The organism is Pantoea sp. MBLJ3, from assembly GCF_000816655.1.
Lineage (GTDB): Bacteria > Pseudomonadota > Gammaproteobacteria > Enterobacterales > Enterobacteriaceae > Pantoea > Pantoea eucalypti.
In genome coordinates this window covers 72,450-98,479 of sequence record NZ_JSUT01000003.1, presented here as the reverse complement: position 1 = coordinate 98,479, position 26,030 = coordinate 72,450, and the positions used below count along the sequence as shown (strand labels likewise).

24 protein-coding genes are annotated in these 26,030 nt (G+C 57.3%); 10 read left to right on the top strand and 14 right to left on the bottom strand.

Features of this window, described 5'->3' with window-relative positions:
• The first annotated feature begins 178 nt into the window (after positions 1-178).
• Both sbcD and NP77_RS03505 read left to right on the top strand, forming a co-directional pair.
• A complete protein-coding gene (sbcD, locus tag NP77_RS03510; protein WP_039659054.1) occupies positions 179-1,378 on the top strand; it encodes an exonuclease subunit SbcD in 1,200 nt (399 codons plus the stop codon).
• Complete coding sequence (locus NP77_RS03505) at positions 1,375-5,049, top strand: AAA family ATPase (RefSeq protein WP_039659053.1); 3,675 nt, start codon at positions 1,375-1,377, stop codon at positions 5,047-5,049. The genes sbcD and NP77_RS03505 overlap by 4 nt, the downstream gene beginning before the upstream one ends.
• A 29-nt stretch (positions 5,050-5,078) precedes the next feature.
• On the opposite strand, the gene NP77_RS03500 is transcribed toward NP77_RS03505, so the two are convergent.
• Genes NP77_RS03500 through NP77_RS03490 form a run of 3 tightly spaced genes read right to left on the bottom strand, consistent with a single transcriptional unit; the run spans position 5,079 to position 6,780 of the window.
• Positions 5,079-5,735: a DUF799 domain-containing protein gene (locus NP77_RS03500; RefSeq protein ID WP_008924869.1), complete on the bottom strand. Its 657-nt coding sequence runs from the start codon at positions 5,733-5,735 to the stop codon at positions 5,079-5,081.
• The gene (locus tag NP77_RS03495) at positions 5,732-6,091 is read right to left on the bottom strand and encodes a DUF4810 domain-containing protein (protein ID WP_008924868.1); all 360 of its coding nucleotides are present in this window, start codon (positions 6,089-6,091) and stop codon (positions 5,732-5,734) included. The genes NP77_RS03500 and NP77_RS03495 overlap by 4 nt, the downstream gene beginning before the upstream one ends.
• Before the next feature lie 11 nt (positions 6,092-6,102).
• Entirely contained in the window at positions 6,103-6,780 is a 678-nt protein-coding gene (locus NP77_RS03490; protein WP_008924867.1) for a CsgG/HfaB family protein, read from the bottom strand.
• Positions 6,781-6,948: 168 nt separating this feature from the next.
• On the opposite strand from NP77_RS03490, the gene NP77_RS03485 reads away from it, so the two are divergent.
• Positions 6,949-7,326, top strand: a complete 378-nt coding sequence (locus tag NP77_RS03485) for a cell envelope integrity TolA C-terminal domain-containing protein (protein ID WP_223296435.1) — start codon at positions 6,949-6,951, stop codon at positions 7,324-7,326.
• Here the strand turns inward: NP77_RS03485 and NP77_RS03480 are convergent.
• Both NP77_RS03480 and NP77_RS03475 read right to left on the bottom strand, forming a co-directional pair.
• The gene (locus tag NP77_RS03480; protein WP_003852478.1) at positions 7,323-8,390 is read right to left on the bottom strand and encodes an AraC family transcriptional regulator; all 1,068 of its coding nucleotides are present in this window, start codon (positions 8,388-8,390) and stop codon (positions 7,323-7,325) included. The two genes, NP77_RS03485 and NP77_RS03480, sit on opposite strands and share 4 nt — an antisense overlap.
• A 161-nt stretch (positions 8,391-8,551) precedes the next feature.
• The gene (locus NP77_RS03475; protein ID WP_039659052.1) at positions 8,552-9,556 is read right to left on the bottom strand and encodes a phosphotransferase enzyme family protein; all 1,005 of its coding nucleotides are present in this window, start codon (positions 9,554-9,556) and stop codon (positions 8,552-8,554) included.
• Between the two features lie 250 nt (positions 9,557-9,806).
• Here NP77_RS03475 and eat point away from each other — a divergent pair, with 250 nt between their 5' ends.
• Positions 9,807-11,171, top strand: a complete 1,365-nt coding sequence (gene eat, locus NP77_RS03470) for an ethanolamine permease (protein WP_008924864.1) — start codon at positions 9,807-9,809, stop codon at positions 11,169-11,171.
• A gap of 84 nt (positions 11,172-11,255) precedes the next feature.
• Here eat and mak read toward each other — a convergent pair whose 3' ends face one another.
• Complete coding sequence (gene mak / locus NP77_RS03465) at positions 11,256-12,167, bottom strand: fructokinase (protein ID WP_039659051.1); 912 nt, start codon at positions 12,165-12,167, stop codon at positions 11,256-11,258.
• A gap of 146 nt (positions 12,168-12,313) precedes the next feature.
• Between mak and rdgC the strand changes: the two genes are divergently transcribed.
• Positions 12,314-13,225, top strand: coding sequence for a recombination-associated protein RdgC (gene rdgC, locus NP77_RS03460; RefSeq protein ID WP_039659050.1), 912 nt, complete (start codon positions 12,314-12,316; stop codon positions 13,223-13,225).
• A gap of 83 nt (positions 13,226-13,308) precedes the next feature.
• Positions 13,309-14,721 (top strand): hypothetical protein, encoded by a 1,413-nt coding sequence (locus NP77_RS03455; RefSeq protein WP_039659049.1) that lies wholly within the window; start codon positions 13,309-13,311, stop codon positions 14,719-14,721.
• Between the two features lie 28 nt (positions 14,722-14,749).
• Here the strand turns inward: NP77_RS03455 and ppnP are convergent, their stop codons facing one another.
• The 3 genes from ppnP to aroL form a co-directional block, all read right to left on the bottom strand.
• Positions 14,750-15,046 carry a pyrimidine/purine nucleoside phosphorylase gene (ppnP, locus tag NP77_RS03450; protein WP_003850060.1) on the bottom strand — a complete coding sequence of 99 codons (297 nt, stop codon included), beginning with the start codon at positions 15,044-15,046 and terminating at the stop codon, positions 14,750-14,752.
• 275 nt (positions 15,047-15,321) lie between these two features.
• Positions 15,322-15,513 (bottom strand): YaiA family protein, encoded by a 192-nt coding sequence (locus NP77_RS03445; RefSeq protein ID WP_003850063.1) that lies wholly within the window; start codon positions 15,511-15,513, stop codon positions 15,322-15,324.
• 111 nt (positions 15,514-15,624) lie between these two features.
• Positions 15,625-16,149, bottom strand: coding sequence for a shikimate kinase AroL (aroL, locus tag NP77_RS03440; protein ID WP_003850067.1), 525 nt, complete (start codon positions 16,147-16,149; stop codon positions 15,625-15,627).
• 315 nt (positions 16,150-16,464) lie between these two features.
• Here aroL and NP77_RS03435 point away from each other — a divergent pair, with 315 nt between their 5' ends.
• Positions 16,465-17,199: a DUF2076 domain-containing protein gene (locus NP77_RS03435; protein WP_039659047.1), complete on the top strand. Its 735-nt coding sequence runs from the start codon at positions 16,465-16,467 to the stop codon at positions 17,197-17,199.
• Here the strand turns inward: NP77_RS03435 and NP77_RS03430 are convergent.
• On the bottom strand, positions 17,196-17,651 hold the full coding sequence (locus tag NP77_RS03430) for a YaiI/YqxD family protein (RefSeq protein ID WP_003850071.1): 456 nt from the start codon (positions 17,649-17,651) through the stop codon (positions 17,196-17,198). The genes NP77_RS03435 and NP77_RS03430 overlap by 4 nt on opposite strands.
• Before the next feature lie 168 nt (positions 17,652-17,819).
• Here NP77_RS03430 and proC point away from each other — a divergent pair, with 168 nt between their 5' ends.
• Complete coding sequence (gene proC, locus NP77_RS03425) at positions 17,820-18,632, top strand: pyrroline-5-carboxylate reductase (protein ID WP_003850072.1); 813 nt, start codon at positions 17,820-17,822, stop codon at positions 18,630-18,632.
• 54 nt (positions 18,633-18,686) lie between these two features.
• On the opposite strand, the gene NP77_RS03420 is transcribed toward proC, so the two are convergent.
• From NP77_RS03420 to iraP, 3 genes are all read right to left on the bottom strand, one after another.
• On the bottom strand, positions 18,687-20,213 hold the full coding sequence (locus NP77_RS03420) for an FAD-dependent oxidoreductase (RefSeq protein ID WP_039659045.1): 1,527 nt from the start codon (positions 20,211-20,213) through the stop codon (positions 18,687-18,689).
• Between the two features lie 228 nt (positions 20,214-20,441).
• Complete coding sequence (locus NP77_RS03415) at positions 20,442-20,744, bottom strand: PsiF family protein (protein WP_003850074.1); 303 nt, start codon at positions 20,742-20,744, stop codon at positions 20,442-20,444.
• A 112-nt stretch (positions 20,745-20,856) separates the two neighbouring features.
• A complete protein-coding gene (iraP, locus tag NP77_RS03410) occupies positions 20,857-21,111 on the bottom strand; it encodes an anti-adapter protein IraP (RefSeq protein WP_003850075.1) in 255 nt (84 codons plus the stop codon).
• On the opposite strand from iraP, the gene NP77_RS03405 reads away from it, so the two are divergent.
• Both NP77_RS03405 and NP77_RS03400 read left to right on the top strand, forming a co-directional pair.
• Entirely contained in the window at positions 21,110-21,301 is a 192-nt protein-coding gene (locus tag NP77_RS03405; RefSeq protein ID WP_039659043.1) for a hypothetical protein, read from the top strand. The two genes, iraP and NP77_RS03405, sit on opposite strands and share 2 nt — an antisense overlap.
• Positions 21,302-21,700: 399 nt before the next feature.
• Positions 21,701-24,835 (top strand): beta-galactosidase, encoded by a 3,135-nt coding sequence (locus NP77_RS03400; RefSeq protein ID WP_039659040.1) that lies wholly within the window; start codon positions 21,701-21,703, stop codon positions 24,833-24,835.
• On the opposite strand, the gene NP77_RS22740 is transcribed toward NP77_RS03400, so the two are convergent.
• Positions 24,720-25,991 (bottom strand): multidrug efflux MFS transporter, encoded by a 1,272-nt coding sequence (locus NP77_RS22740; RefSeq protein WP_071591687.1) that lies wholly within the window; start codon positions 25,989-25,991, stop codon positions 24,720-24,722. The genes NP77_RS03400 and NP77_RS22740 overlap by 116 nt on opposite strands.
• Positions 25,992-26,030 lie beyond the last annotated feature (39 nt).

Below are 26,030 nucleotides of genomic sequence, written 5' to 3'. Positions count from 1 at the left end.
GACGGCTGTCACTGAGATTCGCGGCGCCATTATGCGTCAGATTTGTGACACTTTTATGAAAAACATAACCTGCCTGTAACGCCGTTGGTAATCATTTATGACAGCGCAGCGACAATTTTTCGCTTTGGCCGCAGAGCCAGTATAATCGCCGGGCGAATCACAACGGCAGGGACTCATCATGCGCATCATTCATACTGCGGACTGGCATCTGGGGCAGTTCTTTTACAACAAAAGTCGGGCAGCCGAACATCAGGCGTTTCTCGACTGGCTGTTGATCCAGATTGAACAGCATCAGGTGGATGCGTTGATTATTGCAGGCGATCTGTTTGATACCGGCACGCCGCCCAGCTACGCCCGCGAGATGTTTAACCGCTTTGTGGTGGCGCTGCAGCCCACCGGTTGTCAGCTGATTGTGCTGGCGGGCAACCACGATTCCGTGGCGACGCTGAATGAGTCGCGCGAACTGCTCGCCTGTCTCAACACCCGGGTAATCGCCACCCCCCAGGAGCAGGATGATGTGTTGCTGCTGAACACCCGCCAGGGCGAACCGGGCGCGCTGCTCTGTGCCATTCCCTATCTGCGACCGCGCGATATTGTGCGCAGCCGGGCGGGTCAGTCAGGGCGCGATAAACAGACCTCGCTGCTGGAGGCGATTGCCCATCACTATCAGCAACGCTTCGCCGCCGCCCAGGCGCTGGGTCATGCATTGCCGATTATCGCTACCGGACATCTCACCACCGTCGGGGTCAGCCAGAGCGATTCGGTGCGTGACATCTACATCGGTACGCTTGATGCCTTCCCCGCCAGTGCCTTTCCGGCCGCTGACTACATTGCACTGGGCCATATTCATCGCGCCCAGCGCGTGGCGGGCAGCGAGCATATCCGGTACAGCGGTTCGCCCATTCCGCTGAGCTTTGATGAGCTGGGCAGCGAAAAAAGCGTCTTTCTGCTGGAGCTTGCGGCAAGCGGCCTGCAATCCGTTACGCCGCTGGTGGTGCCGCAGGCGCAGCCGATGCAGGTGCTGAAAGGATCGCTGGCACAGATTGCGGAACAGTTACACGCCTTCAGCACGGCTGAGCAGGAGAAGCCAACCTGGCTCGACATCGAAGTCACCACGCAGGAGTACCTCAGCGATCTGCAGCATCAGGTCGAAACCCTGACCGCCACGCTGCCGGTTGAAGTCCTGCTGCTGCGCCGCAGCCGCGAGCAGCGGCAGCAGAGCCTGGCGCGGCTCGACAACGAAACCCTGAGTGAACTGAAAGTGGAAGAGGTCTTTGCCCGCCGGCTCGCGCTGGATGAGGAGCTGCAGCCTGCGCAAATCGACGAGATGACCACCCTGTTCCGCCAGACGCTGGCCGCCATGGAAGAGACCCAATGAAGATCCTCACGCTACGGTTTAAAAACCTCAATGCTCTGCGCGGTGAATGGTTCATCGACTTCCGCGCCGAGCCTTTTGCCAGTAATGGCCTGTTTGCCATAACCGGCGCGACCGGCGCAGGTAAAACCACCCTGCTGGACGCCATTTGTCTGGCGCTCTATCACCAGACGCCGCGCCTGGGCGCGATTTCCCAGAGCCAGAATGCGCTGATGACGCGCGACTGTGCCGAATGTCTGGCTGAAGTAGAGTTTGAGATCAAAGGCGAAGCCTGGCGCGCCTTCTGGAGCCAGAACCGTGCGCGCGGCACCGCCGACGGTAAGCTGCAGGCCCCGCGCGTTGAGCTGGCGCGCTGCGCCGACAACACCATTGTTGCCGATAAAGTCGGTGACAAGCTGAATATGATCGAAACCCTCTCCGGGCTTGATTTCGAACGTTTTACCCGTTCGATGATGCTGTCGCAGGGCCAGTTTGCCGCCTTCCTCAACGCTAAAGCCAGTGAGCGTGCCGAACTGCTGGAGGAGCTGACCGGCACCGAAATTTACGGCCTGATCTCCGCCGCTATCTACGAGCGTCACAAAGAGGCGAAAACGCAGCTGGATATGTTGCGCAGTCAGGCGGGTGCGATGGCACTGCTGGATAGTGACGCGCGTGACGCCCTGCAACAGCAGCTCACCGATCTGACCGACGCGGAACAGCGGCTCAGCGCGCACTATCAACAGGCGCAGCAGCAGCAGCAGTGGCAGCAGCAGGCGCAGCAGTTACAGCAGGAGAGTGAGCAGGCTGATGCCGCGTTGCAGCAGGCTCAGTCTGCATCCCAGGCGGCAGAGACGGACCGCCAGCGGCTGGCTCGCAGCGAACCGGCTGAAAAGCTGCGGATAAAACTGCAGCAGCGTGATGCATTACGCACCGAACAGCAGCAGATCGAGAGCCACTGCCAGCAACTGACCGCATCGGCGCAGCAGGCGCAGAACCAACAGCAGCAGCATCAGCAAAATTACGCTGCTGCTCAGACGGCCCGCCAGCAGGCGCTTCAGGAACAGCAGCAGCAGGAGAACCTGCTGACGGAACAGGTATTACCGCTGGATCAGCGAATCACGACGCTGCAGCAGCACTTTGCAGAGCAACAGGAGGAAAATGCCCGCCAGCAACAGCAGGCTGACCAGACGCAGACCAGACTGGCGGAGCAGAAGCGTCAGGTCACGTCAGTGCAGCAGGCGATGACTGAACAGCATCAGTTACGTGAGCAGCTTGCCGATCTTGCGCATTGGGGCGCTTCACTGCCGGTATGGCAGGAGAACTTTGCCCTGCTGGCACAGCGTGAGGCGATGCTGGCCGAACTGCAGCAGCAGTGCGAACAGCAACAAAAACAGATCGACGCCCAGCAGGCGAAACAGCAACAGCAGGCACAGCAGGCCCTGCCGCGCCAGCAGGCGGAGCAACAGGCGCACCAGGCGTTGTTGCAGGCGGAGCAGGCACTCACTTCGCTTCATGAACAGCATCCGCCCGCTGCACTGCGGCAGGCATTAAGCCAGTTGCAGAGTAGCCGTCCGGCCCGTCAGCAACTGTTGCTGCTCTCCACGCAGTGGCAGCCACTGCATCAGCAGCTGAATCAGCGCCAGCAGCGGCTGACCGCGCTTGAAAAAGCGCAACAGCAGAGCGAAGCGGAACTTCAGACTCTGCGTGAAACGTGGAAACGCGAAAAGCAGCAGCTGGATGACGTTGAAAAAATTTGTGCGCTGGAGCAGCAGATTATCGATCTCAGCGATTACCGCGCCCGGCTCACCCCCGATCAGCCGTGCCCGCTGTGCGGCTCCTGCACCCATCCGGCTGTTGAAACCTACAGCACGCTGGAAGTGAGTGCTAACCAGCAGCGCCGGGCTGCGCTGCTGCAGCAAACTGAGGCATTGCGTGAAGCAGGAACGGCAAAAAGCGAACAGCTAAAGCAATCTGCCGTTCAGCAGCAGACCCTGCGTGACGAAATCGCGGAAATGCAGCGTCAGCTTGACCAGCTTGAGCAGCAATGGCAGGCACTAAGCGGTGAGCTGGCACTTACCTTCACCCTTGTCGACCGCGAAGCGTTAGCCGCGTGGCAGCAGCAGCAAAGCGAACACGAAAGCCAGCTTGAGCAACAGCGGCAGGCACAGGAAGCCGCCGAACAGGCACGTCAGGCCGCGAAAGATCACCATCTTCAGCAGTTGCAGGCCTGGCAACAACATCTGCAGGCAGAGCAACTGGCGCAGCAGTCGCTGATCAGCCTGCAGCAGGCGCTGGATGCGCTGCACCAGCGGAAGCAGCAGGAACAGCAGGCCATGGCGCAATTGCAATCCCGTTTAGCCCAACAGTTCAGCGACCACAACCTTGCCCTTCCGGATGCCGCGAATCGCGACACGTGGCTGGCGGAACAGCAGAGGCGCTGGCAGCGCTGGCAGGAGAGTGAGCAGTTGCTCGCTAACCTGCAGCCGCAACTGTTAAAAGGCGAAACCCAGCTCACCGCCCTGCAACAGCAGGCAGAGCAGGAACAGCAGCAACTGGCCATCCGTCAACAGCAACAACAGCAGAGCCAGAGACAGTTAGGTGAAATGCGTCAGCAGCGTCAGGCGCTGTTTGGCGATCGCGAGGTCACCCTCGCCCGTCAGCAGATGCAGGCCCGTATTCAGCAGTCTGATGAACAGCTGACGCAGCAGCTCGCTGCCCTGCAGCAGGCGCAGGCTGAGGTCAGTCGACTGCAGGGTGAGCTGTCGGGACTGGAAAATCAGCGTCAGACGCTCAGCGGCAAACTGGCTGAAGCGGAAAGTGCATTGCAGCAGTCACTGGAGAGCGCCGGATTCGCGGATGAAGCCAGCCTGCGCGCGGCGCTATTGGATGAGCAGACCGCGCTGCAACTGCGTCAGCAGCTGCAGCAGCTCGACCAGCAATGCCAGCAGCAGCAGGCGCGACGGGCAGATCTGCGTCAGCGGCTCAGTGTCCATCAGCAGGCGAAGCCTGACGCGATGCCGGAATCCGCCGAAGCGCTGGCACAACAGCTCGAGCAGTTACGGCTGGCTCTGCGCGACAACGCCAGCCTGCAGGGCCAGGTTCAGCAGCAGCTGCACAGCGATGCCAGCCTTCGCGCCCGTCAGCAGAGCCTGATGACACAGATTGAACAGGATGGTGTGGTGCTGGCGCAGTGGAGCCGGCTCAACGATCTGATCGGTTCCGCGACTGGCGATAAATTCCGGCGCTTCGCCCAGGGCTTAACGCTGGATCATCTGGTGTCGCTCGCTAACAGGCAGCTCGATCGGCTGCATGGCCGCTATCTGCTGCAACGGCGGGCGCAGGATTTGCTGGAGCTGGATGTGGTCGATACCTGGCAGGCTGATGCGGCACGCGACACCCGCACGCTGTCGGGTGGCGAGAGCTTCCTGGTGAGTCTGGCACTGGCGCTGGCGCTATCGGATCTGGTCAGTCATAAAACGCGTATCGAATCGCTGTTTCTGGATGAGGGATTCGGCACGCTGGATGCTCAGACGCTGGATACCGCGCTGGATGCGCTGGACGCGCTTAACGCCAGCGGTAAAACCATTGGGGTGATCAGCCACGTGGAAGCGATGAAAGAGCGTATTCCGGTGCAGATTAAAGTGCGTAAGATGAATGGGTTAGGCTACAGCCAGCTGGAACTGCCGCAGGGATAACGGGCGCCAGCGCGCCCGTCTGAGTCTGATCAGCGGGCGCTAACCAGTGTGTAGCGTGGGCCGGTAAGTAACCCGCCCTGCTCGTTCTGGGCCAGCAGTCGATTGCTGGTCAGTCCGGCCACGGTGTGCGCTTTATCAGTGACGTTGCTGGCAATCTGTTTGATCGCCGCGTTCACCAGCATCCCCACCAGTCCGCCATTGTTATTGTTGTTATCTTCACTGTCGCTGGCAGTGGCCTTACCCTGCCAGATCTCTTTGCCGCTGCGCAGATCCACCAGCCGTGCCTGGGCCGTCACGGTCGTCACGCTGTCAATGACCCGATAGCTACTGCCATATTCGCTGATCGAGACATAGAGCGCGCTGTCGGCATGGAAAATCTCATTCAGACGCTTCGCGCTGACCGCCTGGGCGTCAGTGGCGCTGGTCACGCCATTCTGCTGAAAGGTCTCTTCAACAACCGCCACCGGGAAGACGTAGTAACCGGCTTCGGCCAGCGGACGCGTCACCAGCGAGTTCAGGCTGTGAGCAGCGTTGATATCCGGTGATTTATTATCCGCAGGCAACACCAGAATTGAGGCGGGCTTGCTGGCACGAAACGCGCTGTAATCATAAGGTTTTTTCGGGTGCGCACAGCCGGTCAGCAACAACACCATCAGCGCGCCGCTCAGGGCAATCAGTTTTTTCACTGAACCACTCCTTGTTTTTTACTCATCAGAAAATCCATGTAAGGTGCCGATTCGGGAAACAGCTGCTTCTCGATGGCAAACTGCTCAAAGGCTTTATTGGTGTCGCCGGTTTTGGCAAAGAGCAGACCCAGCTGGGCATGCAGGCCAGGCGCAACCGGCTGGTTAACAGCACGGGCTTTTTCGATATCCAGATTCAGCGCATCAATCTGCTTCAGCGGATCGCTGCCCGGCTGATAGTAGCTGTAGACCTGCTGCTGATAATCGCCCCAGTAGTAGATCGTCTTCGGCGCTTTTGGCGCACAGCCGGCCAGCAGCGCTGCGGCAATCAGCAGGCTGCTCAGTGTCATCATCTTCATTTACTGCTTCCTTATTTAGCCGGACGCCATGCGCCGTTGTTGATTCCATCCACTAAATGATCGACCGCTTCACGAATCGCCAGATCCATAACTTTGCCGTTCAGCGTTGAGTCATAGCTGCTGGTGCCGCCAAAGCCGATGACTTCACGCGCCGAAAGCTGGTACTCGCCTGCGCCCTGGGAGCTGTAGACCACTTCAGAAGTGGTGACATCCACCACGTTCAGATTCACTTTGGCATAGGCGACCTGCGTTTTGCCGCGGCCCAGAATGCCCCACAGCTGCTGATCGCCCACTTCTTTGCGGCCAAATTCGGTGATATCACCGGTGATGATGTAGTTCGCGCCTTTGATATTCTGCTGGCTGCGTTTGAAATCCGACTCCTGCTGCAGCTCTTTCAGGTTACTGCGATCCAGCACGCTGAAACGATTGGTCTGCTGCAGATGGGTAATCAGAATGGTTTTCGACTGATTGCCCAGCCTGTCGACGCCATCAGAGAAGATGCCGTTCATGTACGAGGAGCGATTATCAAACTGGCCTACCGCAATCGGGCTGCGCACGCCCTGGTAAACCGGCTGACTGGCTGCGCGAACCTGCGGGGCCTGAATAGCGCGGGAAGATTCGGTGGCACAGCCGCTGATCAGTGACGCCATTAACAGGGAGAGTGCCGCAAAGGCATAATTTTTCTGCATTTCTAATCCATGAAGTAAAAGAGACGTAATCCGCGCCAGGGCGGTAAATTCTGGTTCTGTCGACAGTCGGAGTAATGCCATAGCATTCATGATGCCGGTCTGTAGACTGTCGGCAGCAGACAGGAAGATCTTTAAGGAAAATTGGCCAGTTAAATGAATTTAATTAATATGAAGATGAGAATATTGCTGGGGATGATTATTGCAGTGTCGCTCAGCGCCTGTCAGCAACCTGTGGCAAAGCAACAGGATAGTGTGGCAAATCTTTGTCAGCCTGCGAAAGATCCGGACAGCAAATCCTGTCACTGGACTAATCAAATGCAGCCGGTGCTCAACAGGCAGTTCACGGATGCGGCGCGTTATGCCGGTCAGCAATGTCTGGTACGGATGGAGTGGCAGGCGCACAGCAGACATTATGCGGTGACACAGACTCAGGGTGATGAAGCGCTCTGCCTGCGTGCCTGGCAGCTGGTGGCGCAGACCCGCGATCTGCCGCCGCCACCGGAGCCCGGGCAACCGGCGTGGTTCGGCTTTGCGCCGCGCGGTTAGCTTGCCAGACCTTCCTGACGCCACTGGCGCGGACTGATGCCAAACCAGCGGCGAAACGCGCGTGAGAACGCACTGACTTCCGAATAGCCCAGCAGCAGCGCCATCTCTGAGATCGGCAGCTGCTTTTGCTGCAGATAATATGTCGCCATTTCGCAGCGCACCTGATCCACCAGCGCGGTAAAGCTACTGCCCTCTTCGCGCAGCCGCCGCTGCAGTGACCAGCTCGACAGCCCGAGTTTATCCGCCACCTCTTCCAGCACAGGCTCACCCTGCATCAGCGATAAATTAACCTGCGATCGCGCCTGTTCAATCATGCTTTGCTGTGACGTACCACGATTAAGCCGCCGGATCGCATCCTGCATCACCATTAACAGGATCGGATCGCTCTCTGGCATTGCGCGTAGCAGATCGCGCTTCGGGATCACCAGCGAATTAAACGGCTGATCGAACCAGACCGGCGCATCAAACACTTTACAGTGATCGTGCCACTGGCCGGGACGCGGATGTTCAAAGTGAACTTCACGAGGTGCCCAGTGCCTGCCTGCCACGTGACGGATCAGATTCATAAACATGCCAAGTGTAAGCTCGGCATCCTGACGGCGCGACAGGATTGCGCCGTGTCGCACCTGGTAGTCGAGCCGCCAGCACTCCCCCTTATCCACCAGCCGGGTTAAGGTGTCGTGCTGATGCCAGGGAAACGCATTGACCACATTGTGCAGCGCCTGCTCCAGCGTGTCGGAGCACAAGCCGATATAACCTATCAGGCCTAATGACTGCGGTTTAAACTGCCTGCCGTAGTGCAAACCGAAGTTATCAAAACCAGAGTGACGCGCCGCCTCTTCCAGTACCCGACAGTAGTTAACCAGTCCCAGACTCAGCGTCGGGCTGGCCAGGCGCTCCGGATCAATGCCGCTGATGCCGAAGATGCGATCAACATCGCCGCCCTGGGTATGAATAAAGTCGCTTAAGCCGGTCGCCGCCGCTGCCAGCACGCCGTGATTGCCTGCGCCCGCCGCTGCAGAACAGGCCGCAAAGGCATCAGGCTTTATCAGTGTCGGATTCATGGTCGCCTCTGTCAGAATTCAGGTGGATCACCCGTCACATGATCAGAGCAAATTCCATACCAGGTCCCCGATGCCTGCCACGCCGCCTGTGGGGGCGTCAGGCTGCGCGCGGGCATGGCATCGGGCACTGCGGCGGCGCAGTCACGCCCGCCGCTGGTGCATCAGACGCCAACCGGCAGCTGCTGACCGTCCAGATAGCGGCGGCAAAGACGAACCGAATGGCTGGCCCACTCCGGACCCAGACTGTGCGCCATTTCAGTCTCGGCATGGGATCCCACCCATGCAGTGAGCTGGATGCGACGCTGGATCAGCAGCGCGGGTAACATGGCCATCTCCGCGTCGCTGATATGCGCCACCTGCTCGTAACCGCGAATCCAGTGATCGATCCACTCTGGCGCGCGCGGATGATGCTCAACAAAACTGATCGCCGCCGCCAGATCGTGCAGATACCAGCCAAGTCCGCAGTCATCGAAGTCGATCACCCGCGTTTCACCCTTGTGCAGCAGCAGATTGGTGAGTCGCAGATCGGCGTGGATCAGGCCATAACGATCAGGTCCTTTGCCAAACTGCGCCATCGACGCACCCACCTGACTTATCGCCTGCTCGACCACGCCGTGATCGGCGGGATTCAGATTAGGCGCATCCTGCCAGCGTCCCCAGTGACTCTCGCTACTCGTCATGGTGTGGTGATCCCAAATAATCCGCTGGAAACCCGCAGGCGGCTGCCACTGTTTACTGTGCTGATGCAGCCGCGCGGTAATCCTGCCCAGCTGCTGAAAAGCGCGGGGATCGACGTCGGTGGTTGGCATCTCGCCATCAATCCAGTGAAACAACACTACGTACCGCTCACCGCCATCCGGCAGTCGCAGCGTCAGTACGGTTTCACCCTCTTTGTCCGGCACCGCTTCCGGCACCATAATGCCGGTTTCACGCAGCGCATCGAGCCACAGCAGCTCACTGACAATGTCCGCTTTTTGATGGTAATCGCCGCGATGCAGCCGCAGCGCATAACGCCGGCCTGCTGCCTGCAAGAGGAATGTGGCATTCTCTGAGCGGCACAGCAGGCTGAGATCTCCCTGTAGCGCGGCGGGATAGCAGGCCAGCGCCTGCTGCGCCATCAGGGTGAGTTGGGAATCAGTCAGGTTGTCATATTGTTTAGCGCTCATCAGTCCGGCTCCTTTTCACTTGCGTTATCTCAGCATGCGTTGCCAGAAGGTGAGCTGCTTGACCTCAGAAGAGACAAAGTTGACCGCAGCGTGCATCCGGCCCGGTTGTTGCCTGTGAGTTGACCGTGGAGGACAGAAGTCACTGCGCCCGCGTCAAGTCGTGGTGAGTAATGCAACGGCATTATCACCTTACTTTAGTCGTAATGGCGGTGTAACGCCGCGTGCGACCAACAACGACGGGGATAACAGTATGACAAACAGACTCAAGCCCACGCTGGGCACCCTGCACCTGTGGGGGATTGCGGTTGGCCTGGTGATCTCAGGCGAATATTTCGGCTGGAGTTACGGCTGGGCTGTGGCAGGCACGCTGGGATTTCTGGTCACTACCGCGCTGATCGCCACACTCTATACCTGCTTTATCTTTAGCTTCACCGAACTGACCACTGCGATCCCTCATGCGGGCGGGCCGTTTGCCTACAGTCGTCGCGCCTTTGGCGAAACCGGCGGACTGATTGCCGGTCTGGCGACGCTGATTGAGTTTGTCTTTGCGCCACCGGCGATCGCCATGGCGATTGGGGCTTATCTCAATGTGCAGTATCCCCAGCTCAACCCAAAAACCGCAGCGGTCGGGGCTTACCTGGTGTTCATGACGCTGAATATTCTGGGTGTAAAACTGGCGGCGATGTTCGAACTGGTTGTCACCGTGCTGGCTGTCATTGAGCTGCTGGTGTTTATGGGCGTGGTCTCACCCGGCTTTAGCCTGGCGAATTTTGCTGCGCACGGCTGGGCAGGCAGCGACACCTTCGGCATGCCCGCCTTCTCCGGTATTTTCGCCGCCATTCCCTTCGCCATCTGGTTCTTCCTTGCCATTGAAGGTGCAGCGATGGCCGCCGAAGAGGCAAAAGATCCCACCCGAACCATTCCCCGCGCCTACATCAGCGGGATTCTGACGCTGGTGGTGCTGGCGATTGGCGTGATGCTGATGGCAGGCGGCGCGGGCGACTGGCGCAAACTCTCGGACATAAACGATCCGCTGCCGCAGGCGATGAAAATGATTGTCGGCGAACACTCTAACTGGATGCATATGCTGGTGTGGATTGGCCTGTTTGGTCTGATTGCCAGCTTCCACGGCATTATTCTCGGCTATTCACGGCAGTTTTTTGCTCTGGCACGCGCGGGCTATCTGCCTCCTTCTCTGGCAAAACTGTCACGTTTCCAGACCCCGCATCGGGCGATTATTCTCGGTGGCGTACTGGGCATCGCGGCGATTTACAGCGATGGCGTGATTAATCTGCAGGGAATGACGCTGACGGCGGCGATGATCACCATGGCGGTGTTTGGCGCGATTGTGATGTACATCATGAGCATGCTGAGCCTGTTTAAACTCCGCCGCAGCGCGCCGGAAATGCCCCGCAGTTTCCGCGCGCCGGGCTATCCGATTGTTCCGGGCATCGCCCTGCTGCTGTCGGTGGTCTGTCTGCTGGCGATGCTGTGGTTTAACCCGGTGATTGGCGCACTGTTCTTTGCCATCATGCTGGTCGGCTATATTTACTTCCTCGCCACCAAAGCGCAGCGCGACCGGGCGCCACAGGACACGATGCTGGTGGGCGAATAAACGCGGCGCGGCAAGGTGCCGCGCTGTGGGTTACGTTCAGCGCCTGAAATCCAGGCGCTGAACGTCAGCGGATGTGCGGGACACTCAGCCGTTAAGCGGCCAGAGCCACGCCGCACCGCGTACGCCGCTGGAGTCGCCATGCTGCGCCTTCAGCACCGGCGTTTCACACTCCCCGCCAAACACCCACTGCTTCATCAGCACCGGCACAGTCTGATAGAGCCGATCCACATTGCTCATCCCGCCGCCCAGCACGATCACGTCAGGATCGATCAGGTTCACCACCTGCGCCAGCGATTTTGCCAGACGCAGTTCATAGCGGCTCATTGCCAGTTCGGCGATCGGATCCTGCTGCGCCAGCAGCGAGACGATCTCCGCACCTTTGCGATGTACGCCGCTAAGCCGCTGATAGTCGATACCAAAACCGGTGCCTGAAACAAAGGTTTCGATACAGCCCTGCTGCCCGCAATAACAGGGCACTTCCTGACGATAACGCAGCTCATCTTCATCCATCCATGGCAGCGGATTGTGGCCCCACTCACCGGCATTACCGTTGCCACCGATGCGCGATTCACCGTTAATCGCGACACCTGCACCCGATCCGGTACCGATAATCACGGCAAACACCAGCGACTGTCCGGCACCGGCACCGTCGACCGCTTCCGATACGGCCAGGCAATTCGCGTCGTTGGCGATGCGCACTTCCCGGTTCAGCGCCTGAGCCAGATCTTTATCCAGCGGCTGGCCGTTAAGCCAGGTGGAGTTCGCATTCTTCACCCGCTTACTGAAAGGCGAAAGCGAGCCGGGAATGCCCAGGCCGACCGTACCGGTCTCGCCAGTTTTCTGCTCCGCCAGCGTGACCAGATCAACAATTGCCTGCACCGTTGCCTGATAGTCGTCACGCGGGGTATTCACGCGGTGACGGAACAGCTCCTCTCCCTTATCTGACAATGCAATCACTTCTGTCTTGGTGCCACCCAGATCTATGCCTATGCGCAAGGTTACTTCCTCGTTATTCGTTCAGGTGAGAGATACAGTAAAAGGCGGCTGCCTTAAAGGCAATGAAACCACTCCGATGTTTCGCTATCATGCGCGCTGACTCTCGCAGACTTGTGCGCCCGATCGCGCCACGGTAAGGAATCCCGATGTTGTGGTTTAAAAATATGATGGTTTATCGTCTGAATCGTGACATTCCGCTGTCCGCAGATGAGATGGAAAAACAGCTCGACGCCTTCACTTTTTCACCGTGTGGCAGTCAGGATATGAGCAAGACCGGCTGGGTCTCGCCGATGGGTAACCGCAGCGACGCGCTGACCCACGAGAATAAAGGCCAGATTGTGATTTGCGCCCGCAAAGAAGAGAAAATCCTGCCTTCGCCGGTCGTGAAACAGGCGCTGGCAGCAAAAATCGACAAGCTGGAATCTGAGCAGAGCCGCAAGCTCAAAAAGACCGAAAAAGATTCGCTGAAAGATGAAGTGCTGCATAGCCTGCTGCCGCGTGCTTTCAGCCGTTTCAGCCAGACCTATTTGTGGATCGACACGGTCAATAACCTGATTATGGTGGACTGTGCCAGCGCGAAAAAAGCGGAAGATACCCTGGCGCTGCTGCGCAAAAGCCTGGGTTCACTGCCGGTGGTGCCACTGACGCTGGAAAATCCGATTGAACTGACGCTGACCCAATGGGTGCGTTCAGGCGACCTGCCAGCCGGGTTTGCGCTGATGGATGAAGCGGAGCTGAAAGCCCTGCTGGAAGATGGCGGCGTCATCCGCTGCAAGAAACAGGATTTGGTGTGCGATGAGATCGCCAACCATATCGAAGCCGGCAAGGTCGTGACAAAACTGGCACTCGACTGGCAGGAGCGTATTCAGTTCGTGCTGGCCGATGACGGTTCAGTGAAGCGTCTGAAGTTCAGCGACACATTGCGCGACCAGAACGACGATATCGACCGCGAAGATTTCGCGCAGCGCTTTGATGCCGACTTTATTCTGATGACCAGCGAACTGGCAGCACTGACCAGTAATCTGGTGGAAGCGTTAGGCGGCGAAGCCCAGCGTTAAGCATTATCAGGGCGGCGCCGTTCCGCCCTGAAGTTTTGGCATACTTTGTCGATAACCGGGTCTTTGGCAAAGGAATTCCACTTATGTCCCGCTTATTTCGGCACCTGTTTTTATTTTGCACACTGTCGCTTCTTTCACTCTCTGCACGCAGTCAGCCCGCCTCGGATGATCCGCCCAGCGTCAGCCGTTTCGATGCGGTGCGCATCAACGATCGCCTGAATGTGATGGTGGCTATTCCCGGTAAAAACGGGGGCGCAATGCAGGTCTGGCAGGCTTATGATTGCCAAAAACCTTATGCCGAAGCGCTTTACCGCCACATGGTCGATGCAGAAGGCAGCCCACAAGGCCGGTTTTACGGCAATGAATATGGCCGCTACAGCGCACCTCAGCCTGGCTCAAATCAGGATCCGGCTGTTCTGAAAAAAATCTGCGGATTACCCGAAAGGTCAGTGCTATGGGAAAAAATTGAATCTGCTGATAAGTATGGTGCCACGACACTGATTGACGTTGCCAGCCTGAAGCGTGAGGCAGAGATATTGCGGGTCCGGGTCGGCACTGATTATGCGGCCAGCGATTTCGATCCACCCTATGATGCGCCCTACAGTCTAAAGGTCGAAAATTACCGTTTTAACTGCGAAACCGGTGTCAGTACACCGTTATCCGCATTTGATATTGATGACAACGGTTACGTAACCGATTCACTGGATGGAGGCCAGCTGGCGCGCCGTAAAACCGCTTTTGATCTGACGCCTCTGCTGCAAAAAACTTTTGCCCAGCTCTGTACGCTGCCAGATGTTAAGAGATTTCATGCACTGGGCCACTTCAGACCCGCTTCGCATAAATCGCCCGGTTCGATGGCACAACAGATGCTACCCGACCTGAATGGCAATCCGGCCTCGGTGCTGGCCGCCGTCCCGCTTGCCCCTGCCCTGCAGCAACAACTGAAAAACCTGGTCCATCCCTGGGCCACACCGCGTTTTCAGCAGCTCAGCTGGGTCGAAAATAGTCGGGAAGGTCGCGTCAGCGTGCATATGGTGGCGGATGACGCTGGATTTATTCGCAAGCTGGAGGATTACGGTATCTGGAAAGTGCAGCGTCTGACGATTGCCAATGATATCCAGCTCGCCTATACCATGTCGATTTCCTATTCCCCTTCGCGGTTAAAACAACTTAGTTCGACGCTGCGTTATCCGCTAACCGCCGGACAGCACTATCAGAACGACGCGGTGAGTGAGAGTAGCGTGGGCAAGGATGAGGACAGTCATCAGCGGGAAACCTGTACCGTCTCCAGCGGTGGCGACGCGCGAGAGATTAACCTGGCATTTAGCGGACGCTATCTGAAGGTAACCTGTACCATTGCGACAGACAAACAGCCTGTCACCGTCATAGAGAGTGCCTGGCTTGAAGACCTGCGGATTTTAGCGCCACTAAGGGCAAAAACAGGTGATAAACCGATGGGCGCTATCACCCTGAGTGATGTGAAGATTATTCGCTAGAAAAAAGGGCCGCTTAGCGGCCCTTTTTTTAATCTTTATCTTTCAGGTAACGGCAGAGATAGGAACTTGGCTCGCCAACCTGCAGATGAAACTCGCTGTGACCCGGCACATTAAACACCGAACCCGCTTCAAACCATTTCCACTCGGTCTCACCTGGCAGCAACACCTTAAGCGAGCCGCTAACGACGGTCATCTCTTCCGGCTGGCCGGTACCAAATGTGTATTCACCTTCAGACATCACGCCGACGCTGGCACGACCGGTGCTCGCACTGTCAAAACCAATAGATTTAACTTTTCCGTCAAAATACTCACTAACGTTGAGCATAATAGTTCTCCAGAGCACATGTTGTGTGTCTGGCAGTGTAGAAGGGAACCCGCTGATCTGTCACGCGAAATGATGGTCGTTTGTGATCTGTTCCGGCGGGAGAAATCAGACGCGCAGAGCGAAAAAGCGTTAAGCCAGTATTCCAGGCAGCTTTGTTGTGCGTCGGCAAGGGGATGTCGGGAATAAAGAGGCGATGGGCATAACTCAGGCAACGTACTGACAAACGGCGAAATGACGCTGAATATCAGGCTGGCCTCCCTGCCAGCCGCAATGCTTTACTCTTTTTCGACGTCTTCGTAGCGCGCTTTAGCATCGTGCGCTTCTTCTTCCGTCTCATGCTCACTGATTAATGAATTCGGTTTGGGATGATCAGCACGCAATTCATAAAAGGTTACCTTATTACCTTCAGGCCCCTTTTCAACAGTCACAATTTTCGCTTCACGCGGGTACGGCGGTCTGGTAGGCATACTGTGTCCCTCTTGTCTGAACAACATTCCACAGGACAGGCTGCTGCCTGTCATAGGATAAGTATAGACAATGCCATCTGAAGCGGGATCAAAGCGGGAAAAATCTGAGGGTTAGCTGGCGCGCGCCAGAGAAAGTGACAGCAGAATCTCTTCCACCACACACTCCGGTGCCTGCATGGCATTCACCTGATGATGGGCCGCCGCCTGGTAAAGGTGCGCGCGTTCACGCAGTACATCACTCATCTCGTCAGCAATCGGACGTCCGGTTAAGGTCGGACGCTGGGCCGCTTCAGGTTCGCTTTCCAGTCGCTCTGCCAGCACTTCGGGGGACGCGCTGAGCCAGATCACCTGCCCCTGCTCCTGCATAAAACGGCAGTTCTCTTCAGCCAGGATCATGCCACCGCCCGTGGCAATGACCGTCCTGGGGGCCGTGACTGCTTTCAGCGACTCCGTTTCACGGGCGCGGAAACCTTCCCAGCCTTCCGCCTCGACAATCTCCGTCACGCTGCGTTGCGTGCTGAGTTGCAGATGGTGATCGGTATCCGTAAAGGCGTAGCCCAGCGCCTGCGATAACGCCTCGCCGACCGTGGTTTTGCCGCAACCGCGAGCGCCAATCAAAAAGATGGGTAGTGACATCAGGGCCGTTCCTCCGCCTGACCGCGCGATGCGGCTGCATGGTTAGCTGATTAATGCGACGCATCATAACTGGAAATTATTATGGCCTCCACCTGTCAGGCATGATTTACGCTTTTTCCTCACATGAACAGCGATAATCTCTCTATTTTCAAGGGGAAATGCATGCACGTTTTGTGCATCAGGTGAGTAACCGGGCGCTAAAAAACGCATAAAACGGCGGCTAAAATGGGCTGGCAATATTTGCTTACCGCCCGGATTTTACTTTTCGTGTTGACGCCCCCATATACTGATAACAATCGCCACAGGAGAGTCATCATGCAACGCGAAGAACAACAACTGATTGATGGGCTGTTCAGCCGTCTGAAACAGGCCGAAAGCCAGGCCGTGGCACGCGATGCCGCTGCCGAACAATTGATTAACCAGCATCTTCAGGCGCAGCCAGGCGCGCCTTACTACATGACGCAGGCAATCCTGATTCAGGAAGCGGCGCTGAAAAAACTCAATGAGAAAGTGTCAGCGCTGGAAAGCCAGGTGGCACAGTTGCAGCAACAACAACAGCAGCAGCCTGCACAGAGCAGCGGCGGCTTCCTGTCGGGACTGTTTGGCAGCGGTTCGCGTCAGCAGCCTCCCGTTCAGCAGCCGCAACAACAGCAACAGTCGCCGTGGAACAGTGCGCCGCAGCAACCGGCACAGCAGCAGTATGCCCCTGCCCAGGCACCCGCGCCACGCGGCACCGGTTTCCTTGGCGGCGCTCTGCAAACTGCCGTGGGCGTCGCGGGTGGTGTCGTGATGGCCGACATGCTGACCAGCATGTTCCACCATTCACAGCCGGAAGAGATTGTGAATATCATCAATGAGCCGCCGCTGCCGGAGGTGAATGATAATCTCAACACCTTCAACGGTGGCGATGACAATGCCGATAACTTTAACGGTGGTAACGACAGCGCCTTCCTCGACCAGAACACGGGCTGGGACAGCAATTATGCCGACAACAGCGATCTCAACGATTTTGGCGGCAACGATTTCGACGACGACGACAGCTTCGTTTAAGTTGAGCGTTTCTGCTGGGTGAGCCAGCTATCCAGTTCATTCGCAAACTGCTGGCGGTCACGCGGACTCATCGTCGCGGGGCCGCCGGTCTGCACGCCGCTTGACCGCAGCGTATCCATAAAATCACGCATCGTCAGACGTTCGCGTATCGTCGCCGGTGAGTAACGCTCGCCGCGCGGATTCAGCGCCGCTGCCCCTTTCTCAATCACCTCAGCCGCCAGCGGAATATCGGCGGTGATCACCAGATCGCCGGGCTGACAACGTCTGACAATCTCATTGTCCGCCACATCAAAGCCAGCAGGCACCTGCAGCGTGCGCAGATACGGCGATGGCGGCACGCGCAAAAACTGGTTCGCCACAAAAGTGACCGTGGTCGCGGTACGATCCGCCGCACGGTAGAGCACCTCTTTGATCACATTCGGACAGGCATCGGCATCGACCCAGATAAACATCATGATTCCTTACAGTCAGAGAAGCCTGAGATCTTGCCGGGTTCCTCTTAAATGGCAAATTTAATTTGCGCCACGCTTTCCAGCGCGCTTGCAGCTGACTTGTTATTCGGGCTGGCTGAAGTAAGCTAGCTCACTGAGAAAAACGAATAATGTCCTAAGGAGATGGCGATGCTGGCAAAGAAAATCGGATTTATCGGCGGGGGAAACATGGCGAAAGCCATTATCGGCGGACTGGTCAACAGCGGCAAAATCGCCCCGTCTGATATCTTCGTTTACGATCGCAAAGCTGAGACCAACCAGGCGATGGCAGAGCAGTATGGCATCAACGCAGCAGAGAGCGCGGATGCGCTGGCGCGTGAAGTGGACATCCTGTTCGGCGCAGTAAAACCGAATGTCATTCTGAAAGTATTAAAAGAGCTGGCAGGCAGCCTGAAAAAAGAGGCGCTGGTGGTGTCGATTGCCGCTGGCGTGACGCTGGACTCGCTCTCATCCGTGCTGGGTTACGATCGCAAAATTGTCCGCGCAATGCCGAATACGCCCTCACTGGTGAGCGAAGGCATGACCTCGGTAACGCCTAACGTGCTGGTTGAGCAGGCGGAGATCGACGAAGTCGTGGCGATTTTTGAGAGCTTCGGCAAAGCGGCCGTAGTGGATGAATATCTGATTCACTCTGTGGTCGGCGTGAGCGGTTCTGCACCGGCCTACGTGTTTATGTTTATCGAGGCGATGGCGGATGCAGCCGTACTGGGTGGCATGCCGCGTGCTCAGGCCTATCAGTTTGCTGCGCAGGCGGTGAAAGGCGCGGCGCAGATGGTGCTGACCACCGGTAAACATCCGGCTGAACTCAAAGATATGGTCTGCTCTCCAGGCGGCACCACCATTGAAGCGGTGAAAGTGCTGGAAGAAAAAGGGATGCGCTCGGCAGTGATGGAAGCGATGCAGCAGTGCATGGCGAAGTCAGAGAAACTGAGTCGCAGCTAACCGGTGAGAAAGTGCGCAGGGCGGCCCGTCAGCCTGGTCCGCCCTGCGTGCAGCTTAACTGATTTTCGCCTGACAGCGCGCCACCGCGTCAGAAAGCGTCATGGGATGCTGCATCTGCTGCACCAGCTCAGCGGTCAGCGTATACATACCGCATGAGCAGATCGCCGCCAGTTGCCCCTGCTGACCATAAAACGCCATAAACTTTTTATCCTCCAGCGAACCGATTAGCTGGAATTCATCCCATTCTGCCGCGTGGCCAACATACTCATAACGAGTGCCATACTGGGTCGTCCAGAAGAACGGCACCCGATCAAAAGCGACGTTTTGATCCAGCATATTCCATGCGGCAGTCTGTCCCTGCTGATGTGCAACGCGATAGTGCTCAATACGCAGCGGCCCCTGTGCCGCCGGATAGGTGGCGATATCCCCCGCCACCCAGATATTATCAGCGACCCGCAACTGATCATCCGCCTGCAGGCTGCCATCCTCTGCCAGCGGCAGATCGTGAATAAAGTCGGTGGCCGGTTTAACCCCGGTCGCGAACAGCACAACGGTAGCATCCAGCCTGCGTCCGCCCTTCAGCTGCACGCCATTTACCTTCTGGTCACCCTGCAGCGCTTCGATCTCGCCCTGCACCCACTTCACGCCGTTTTGCTCATGAAGCTGGTAGAAATAGCGACCAATCTGCTCGCCAAACCGTTTAGCAAAAGGCAGTGCCTGGCGGGCAATGACTGTGACGTCAATATCGCGGTTACGCAGTGCCGACGCCAGTTCGGTACCGATAAAACTGTTGCCGATAATCACGATTTTATGGCTGGCATCCACCGCCTGAAGCAGCTCATCGGTCTGCGCTTTGCTGCGCAGCAGATGAACCCCGTCAAGATCGCTGCCCGGCAAATCAGGAAGAACAGGCGTCGCGCCGCTGGCGATCAACAGTTTGTCGAACGCAAGCGTCCCGCCATCGCCGAAGATTAACCGCTGTTGCTGTGCATCCAGCCGGCTCACTGTAGCCTGGAGTCGTTCAACGTGGTCCATCACATCCGCTTTCAGCAGCTGCGGCACTTCGTTAATATCCATTTTTCCCGACGGCACAAATTTGGTCAGCGCGGTGCGGTCATAAGGTGCATCGGCTTCACGCTCGACCAGTATCAGGCGGCCTTTAAAACCTTCATGACGCAGACGCCATAGCGCTGCGCTACCCGCCGCGCCGCCACCTAATACCACATAGACCGGTGCATCTGCCCCGCTGCCAATGGGTGCTGCGGGTGACATCGCTTTGGGGTTTATCAGTACCCGGCCCTCTTCAATGCGAAGCGGGTACTGTTTGAGATCGGCTAACGCCAGCGGTTCACACATTTTGCCATCGGCGATATCAAACGCGGCTTTATGCCACGGGCAGACCAGCCGATCGCCGCAAATCGCGCCCTGTTCAAGCGGTGCGCCAGCGTGTGGACATTTCGCCTGAAAAGCACGGACGTTGTCACCGTCGCGAATCAATAATAGATCAACATCGCCGAGCGTCTTTTTAACCGGCTGTCGCTGCGGCAGATCGTTCAGGTCGACGGTAAATTGATAGTTCACGGCATGGCTCCTTTCACTGTTTCTGGTCTTATGCTGCACGGCAAAAAAGCCCGCTGCGCAATCCCCTACAAACAGTAAGTGTGGCAAAGGAACCGGGAAGCCTGATGAGGAATCTGTTTCAGAAAGATAACCTGCTGTTGTGGCAGGTAATTTAATCGGCGTTGAAGGGGAAGTGAATCCGCATCGGGCGGCAGATAGAAGCGGCCACCTGCGTGGCCGTGGGCATCATCAGCTCTTTTTCAGGCACTGACTCATAAAGGTTTTACGGGCATCGCCTGCCAGTTTTTTATCACCGGCTTCACCGTTACAGCTTTTCATTTTCATCTGCTGCGGTGACATCTGCGACATCTTGCTGTCCTTTTTCAGGCATTCACTCATAAAGGTTTTGCGCGCATCCCCTTTGAGATCCTGTGATTTCGCATGCTGGTTGCACATCGTCATTTTCTCCTGCTGCGGAGTTTTCTCCGCAGCACCTGCCAGCCCGCTGACCAGCAGGCCTGCCATCATCATCGCCATTAAACCGACTTTCATCTTGATAACTCCACAGTGGATTGTCCTCTATTATTCTGGCAGCGAATAAGCAAAGCAGAAAATGTTTGAGGTCAAAGTGATGGGAAGATCCCATTCCCGACCTGTTCCGGGATCAATACTGGCGGGGATGATGGAGCAGCTTTTCAATGTAATTGCGCAGCAGGCGTGCATCGTTATCATCAGCATCAGCCACGTTGTCCATAGCGCTTTCAATGCTGGTGGTGATTGCCAGATGTTGTTGCGGCTCCAGCTTGCGAACCAGCGCAGTGACAACGATCTCCAGTGCTTCAATCTGCGCCATCTGCTCTTTCGCTGTCGCCTCTTTTTCAGCCAGCTTTACCAGTAACTCAGCAATCAGGTTTTTCATGCTGTTGTCTCAGCGGTGGAGAAAAGCTGAAATTATCACCACGCTGGGTAAAAAAACAGAGGGCGACAGCCATTTTTTCAGTGGCTTAGCCCACATTTATCCCATCTGTTCAGCCATTTACGGTTATTTTGCTGGCGAAACGTTTTGCGGGGTTGCACTGCCGCGGTTAAATGTCGCTTGCCTGAAATGAAACAGTGAAGCTTAACGAGGATTTACGAATCCGTGACCCGGCCCGCCACCGTGTCCGCCCCAACCGCCGCCGGGAGGCGGGAAAATACATCCACTTAATGCAGTCACTAATCCCACAACAGCCACCAGCTTAATGATTCGTACCCTATCTACCTCAGAGTGAAAAAATCGGGCTGAGTGTATGAAGCCGCTGGCATGGCGACAAGTGAGATTCCTCTGCTTCAGGCGGCTATTCATCTTTGCTGACCAGACTTAACGTTTTACCGCCAGTATGTCGTCGTATTCTCAACATCCCGGTGAGTTTGTTAACAGGACTATTTGTGTAAATCGGGAGGGTGAACACTTTACAGACTGACGAATTTTGCGCATTGTGAGCGCATTACATTTACAGGATAAAATCATGACTCTCTCTCTGGCTACTTTCAGTGACATCCTCTCCCGGCGCGACTGGGAGAACCCGGTCGTGACCTCGCTGCATCGTCTGGATGCCCATCCGCCATTCGCCAGCTGGCGCGATGAAGCGGCGGCGCGCGATGATCATCCTTCGGCGTCACGGCAATGTCTCAACGGAGAGTGGGGATTTAGTTACTTTGCTCAGCCTGAAGCGGTGCCTGCCAGCTGGTTATTGCAGGATCTGCCGGATGCCAGCACGATTCCGGTCCCGGCTAACTGGCAGATGCACGGCTTCGATGCGCCCATTTACACCAACGTACAATATCCGATTCCCGTTAATCCTCCGCTGGTTCCCGCCGGGAATCCCACCGGATGTTACTCGCTCACATTCACGACTGACACAGCCTGGCTCGATTCGGGACAGACACGCATCATTTTTGACGGCGTAAACTCGGCTTTTCACCTGTGGTGCAATGGGCGCTGGATTGGCTACTCTCAGGACAGCCGCCTGCCCGCCGAATTTGACCTGAGTCCTCATCTGCGACCGGGCAAAAACCGGCTGGCGGTGATGGTGCTGCGCTGGAGCGACGGCAGCTATCTGGAAGATCAGGATATGTGGCGGATGAGCGGCATTTTCCGCGATGTCACATTACTGCATAAACCGCAGGTGCATCTGGCCGACGTTCAGCTGGAAACCCGGCTCAGCCCGGAGTTTACCCGTGCCGAGCTACGCGCCCAGGTCCGCGTCGCCTTACCGCCGGACGCCACCTCGCGCTATCAGCTGCGCCTGACGCTGTGGCAGGGTAAACAGCAGGTTGCGCAGTGTCAGCAGCCGCTGGGCAGCGCGATCATTGACGAACGGGGTCACTATCCTGAACGCGCCCTGCTCAGCCTGCCGGTTGAACAGCCCGCGCTGTGGAGCGCCGAAACGCCCCACCTCTATCGTGCTACGCTGGCGCTGCTGGATGGCGATCAGCAGCTGGTCGAAGTGGAAGCTTACGATGTTGGCTTCCGTCAGGTCACCATCGACAACGGCCTGCTCTGCCTCAACGGCAAACCGCTGCTGATCCGGGGCACCAACCGCCATGAGCACCATCCGGAGCACGGTCAGGTAGTGGATGAGGCGACGATGCGCCGTGACATCGAGCTGATGAAGCAGCACAATTTCAATGCGGTCCGCTGTTCGCACTACCCTAATCATCCGCTCTGGTACCGGTTGTGTGACCAGTACGGGCTTTATGTCGTGGATGAGGCCAATATCGAAACCCACGGCATGCAGCCGATGAACCGGCTCTCCGATGATCCCCGCTGGTTCGCGGCCTACAGCGAACGCGTCACGCGCATGGTGCAGCGCGATCGTAATCACTGCAGCATTATCATCTGGTCGCTGGGCAACGAGTCAGGACATGGCGCCACCCATGACGCGCTCTACCGCTGGGTGAAAAGCAGCGATCCAACCCGTCCGGTTCAGTATGAAGGCGGCGGTGCAGATACCGCCGCAACCGATATTATCTGCCCGATGTATGCCAGGGTTGATGAAGATCAGCCGTTCCCGGCAGTGCCGAAATGGTCGCTGAAGAAGTGGATCGGTCTGCCGGGCGAAACGCGTCCGTTGATCCTCTGTGAATACGCGCATGCCATGGGCAACAGTTTCGGCGGTTTTGCGAAGTACTGGGAGGCCTTCCGTCAGTTCCCGCGACTGCAGGGCGGCTTCGTCTGGGACTGGGTGGATCAGAGCCTGACCCGCCATGATGAACAGGGCAACTCCTGGCAGGCTTACGGCGGTGATTTTGGCGATAAGCCTAACGATCGTCAGTTCTGTATGAACGGGCTGGTGTTTGCCGATCGCACGCCACATCCAGCGCTTTATGAAGCGCAGCGCGCCCAGCAGTTTTATCAGTTTACCGTTGATCCCCGCGATCCGCTGAGCGTTACGATCAGCAGCGACTATCTGTTCCGCCACAGTGACAATGAAGTGCTGCGATGGTCCATTGAGCAGGAAGGAGAGGTGGTGACAGAAGGCGAAATAGTGCTGGATATCACCGCGCAGGGTCAGCAGCGAATCACGCTGCCCACACAGCCCGCGTTATACGGCGAATGCTGGCTGAACGTCGCGATTCATCAGATTAACGCCACACCCTGGAGCGTTGCTGGCTGGCGCGTCGCCTGGCACCAGTGGGCGCTGCCCTCGGCGCTGGCGATGCCATCACAGCCAGAGGCGGCCGAAGCACCTGTGCTGCACGATGATGCCAGTGACATTGTTGTCACTCATCAGCAGCAACGCTGGCATTTTTCACGCCACAGCGGCGAACTGACGCAGTGGTTTGTCAATGAGGAGCCGACGCTGCTCTCCCCTCTTCAGGACTGCTTTATCCGCGCGCCGCTGGACAATGACATCGGCACCAGCGAAGCGGAACGGGTTGATCCTGATGCCTGGGTTGAACGCTGGAAAACGGCGGGTTATGACCAGATGAGCAGCAGTCTGGTATCGATCACGGCGAATACGTTGTCGCAGGCAGTGCAGATTGAGACGCTGCATGGCTGGCTCGCCAACGGTGAGCTCGCGTTCATCAGCCGTAAACGTTATGTGATCAACGCGCAGGGTGAGTTACACCTACAGCTGTCGGTTGAGCAGTCGCGCGGATTGCCACCGCCCGCACGCATCGGCTTGCGCTGTGAGCTGGCACACATCCCGCAGCAGGTTAGCTGGCTGGGCCTGGGTCCGCATGAAAACTATCCCGACCGCCAGCTGGCCGCGCAGTTTTCCCGCTGGCAGCTGCCGCTGGATCAGCTTTCAACGCCCTACGTTTTCCCCAGCGAGAATGGTCAGCGTGGCGGTACGCGTCAGCTCGACAGCGGCAGCTGGCAGGTCAGCGGCGACTTCGCTTTCTCGCTAAGCCGCTTCAGTCTGGAGCAGCTGCGGGAGACTTCACACCGCCACCTTCTGCGTCCTGAAACGGGCTGCTGGCTGCATCTGGATGCGTTTCACATGGGCGTTGGCGGCGATGACTCCTGGAGCCCCAGCGTCAGTCCTGAGTTTTTACTGACTCAGCAGCGCTGGCAGGCTGAGCTGACGATTTCTCAGCCAGCGGCAGCTCGGTCTTCGGACGCCGGTAAAAACGCTTCAGAAACAGCACATTAATCAGCACCACCACGGCGGTGGCAAAAAAGACCCAGCGGAAACCTGCCACCGCCGACACCGCAGCCCCCAGTAGCGGGCCTGCGACATTGCCGAGATACATAAACGACTGGTTATAGCCGAAGATTCGCCCGGTGATGTTGTCGCGCGAATGACGTACCAGAAGCGTCTGCACCGCAGGCATCATTGCGCCATCGGCGAAGCCCAGCAGAAACCGCAATATCCCCAGCTGTGTCGTGCTGGTCACAAACGACATCGCAACAAACAGCAGCAGCGAGATAACCATTGTCGCCAGCAGGATACGCTGCGTGCCGATGCGATCGCCGAGTCGCCCCAGCCGGGGTGCCGCCAGCAGCGCTGAGACGCCTGGCAGCGCGGCAATCACGCCACTCAGAAAAGCGATATTCTCCGCAGTCGGTGCCAGTTCACGCACAAACAACGTCAGAATCGGGTTCACCGACCCGTTGCACATCTGAATCACCATGGTGGTAAAAAAGAGGCAGAGCATCAGCTTTGGGTTATCCAGCGAGCGGAAAACCTCGCGTCCGCTGAGCTTATCTTTTTTACTGACCGGGATATAACCGGTCTCTTTAATCAGGAACAGCGTCACCAGAAAGCTGACCATCAACAGCACCGCAGTGACAATAAACACCGTACGCAAACCGACCCAGTCGGCCAGCAGCCCGCCCAGCATGGGCCCCAGAATCACCCCGCCAATCTGACCGGTTGAGACACAGCTCAGCGCCCAGCCGCTTCGTTCACGCGGAACCTGAGCCGCCACCAGCGCCATGGCGTTGGGGATATATCCGGAGGTTAGCCCCATCAGGGCACGCAGCAGCAGCAACTGCCAGGCCTCCGTGACAAAAGCCTGCAGCAGGATCACCACGCCCATGCCAAAAGCCGCACGCAGCAGCATCAGTTTACGACCTTTGCGATCGGCCAGGCTGCCCCATAGCGGCGCCACCGCCGCCGAGACCACAAAGGTGATACTGAAGGTAAGACCCGACCAGAGGCTCAGTGATTCGCCACCGGTTACGCCTAGCTGTTCAAGGTAGAGCGGCAGAAACGGGATAATCTGACTAATCGCCAGTCCGGTAAAAAAGCAGCCAAACCAGACCGAGATCAGGTTTATCTTCCAGGGTTCAATAGTGCGTGGCATGAGCAGACGATATAAAGAGAGGGAAGGCTCAGTCTAACG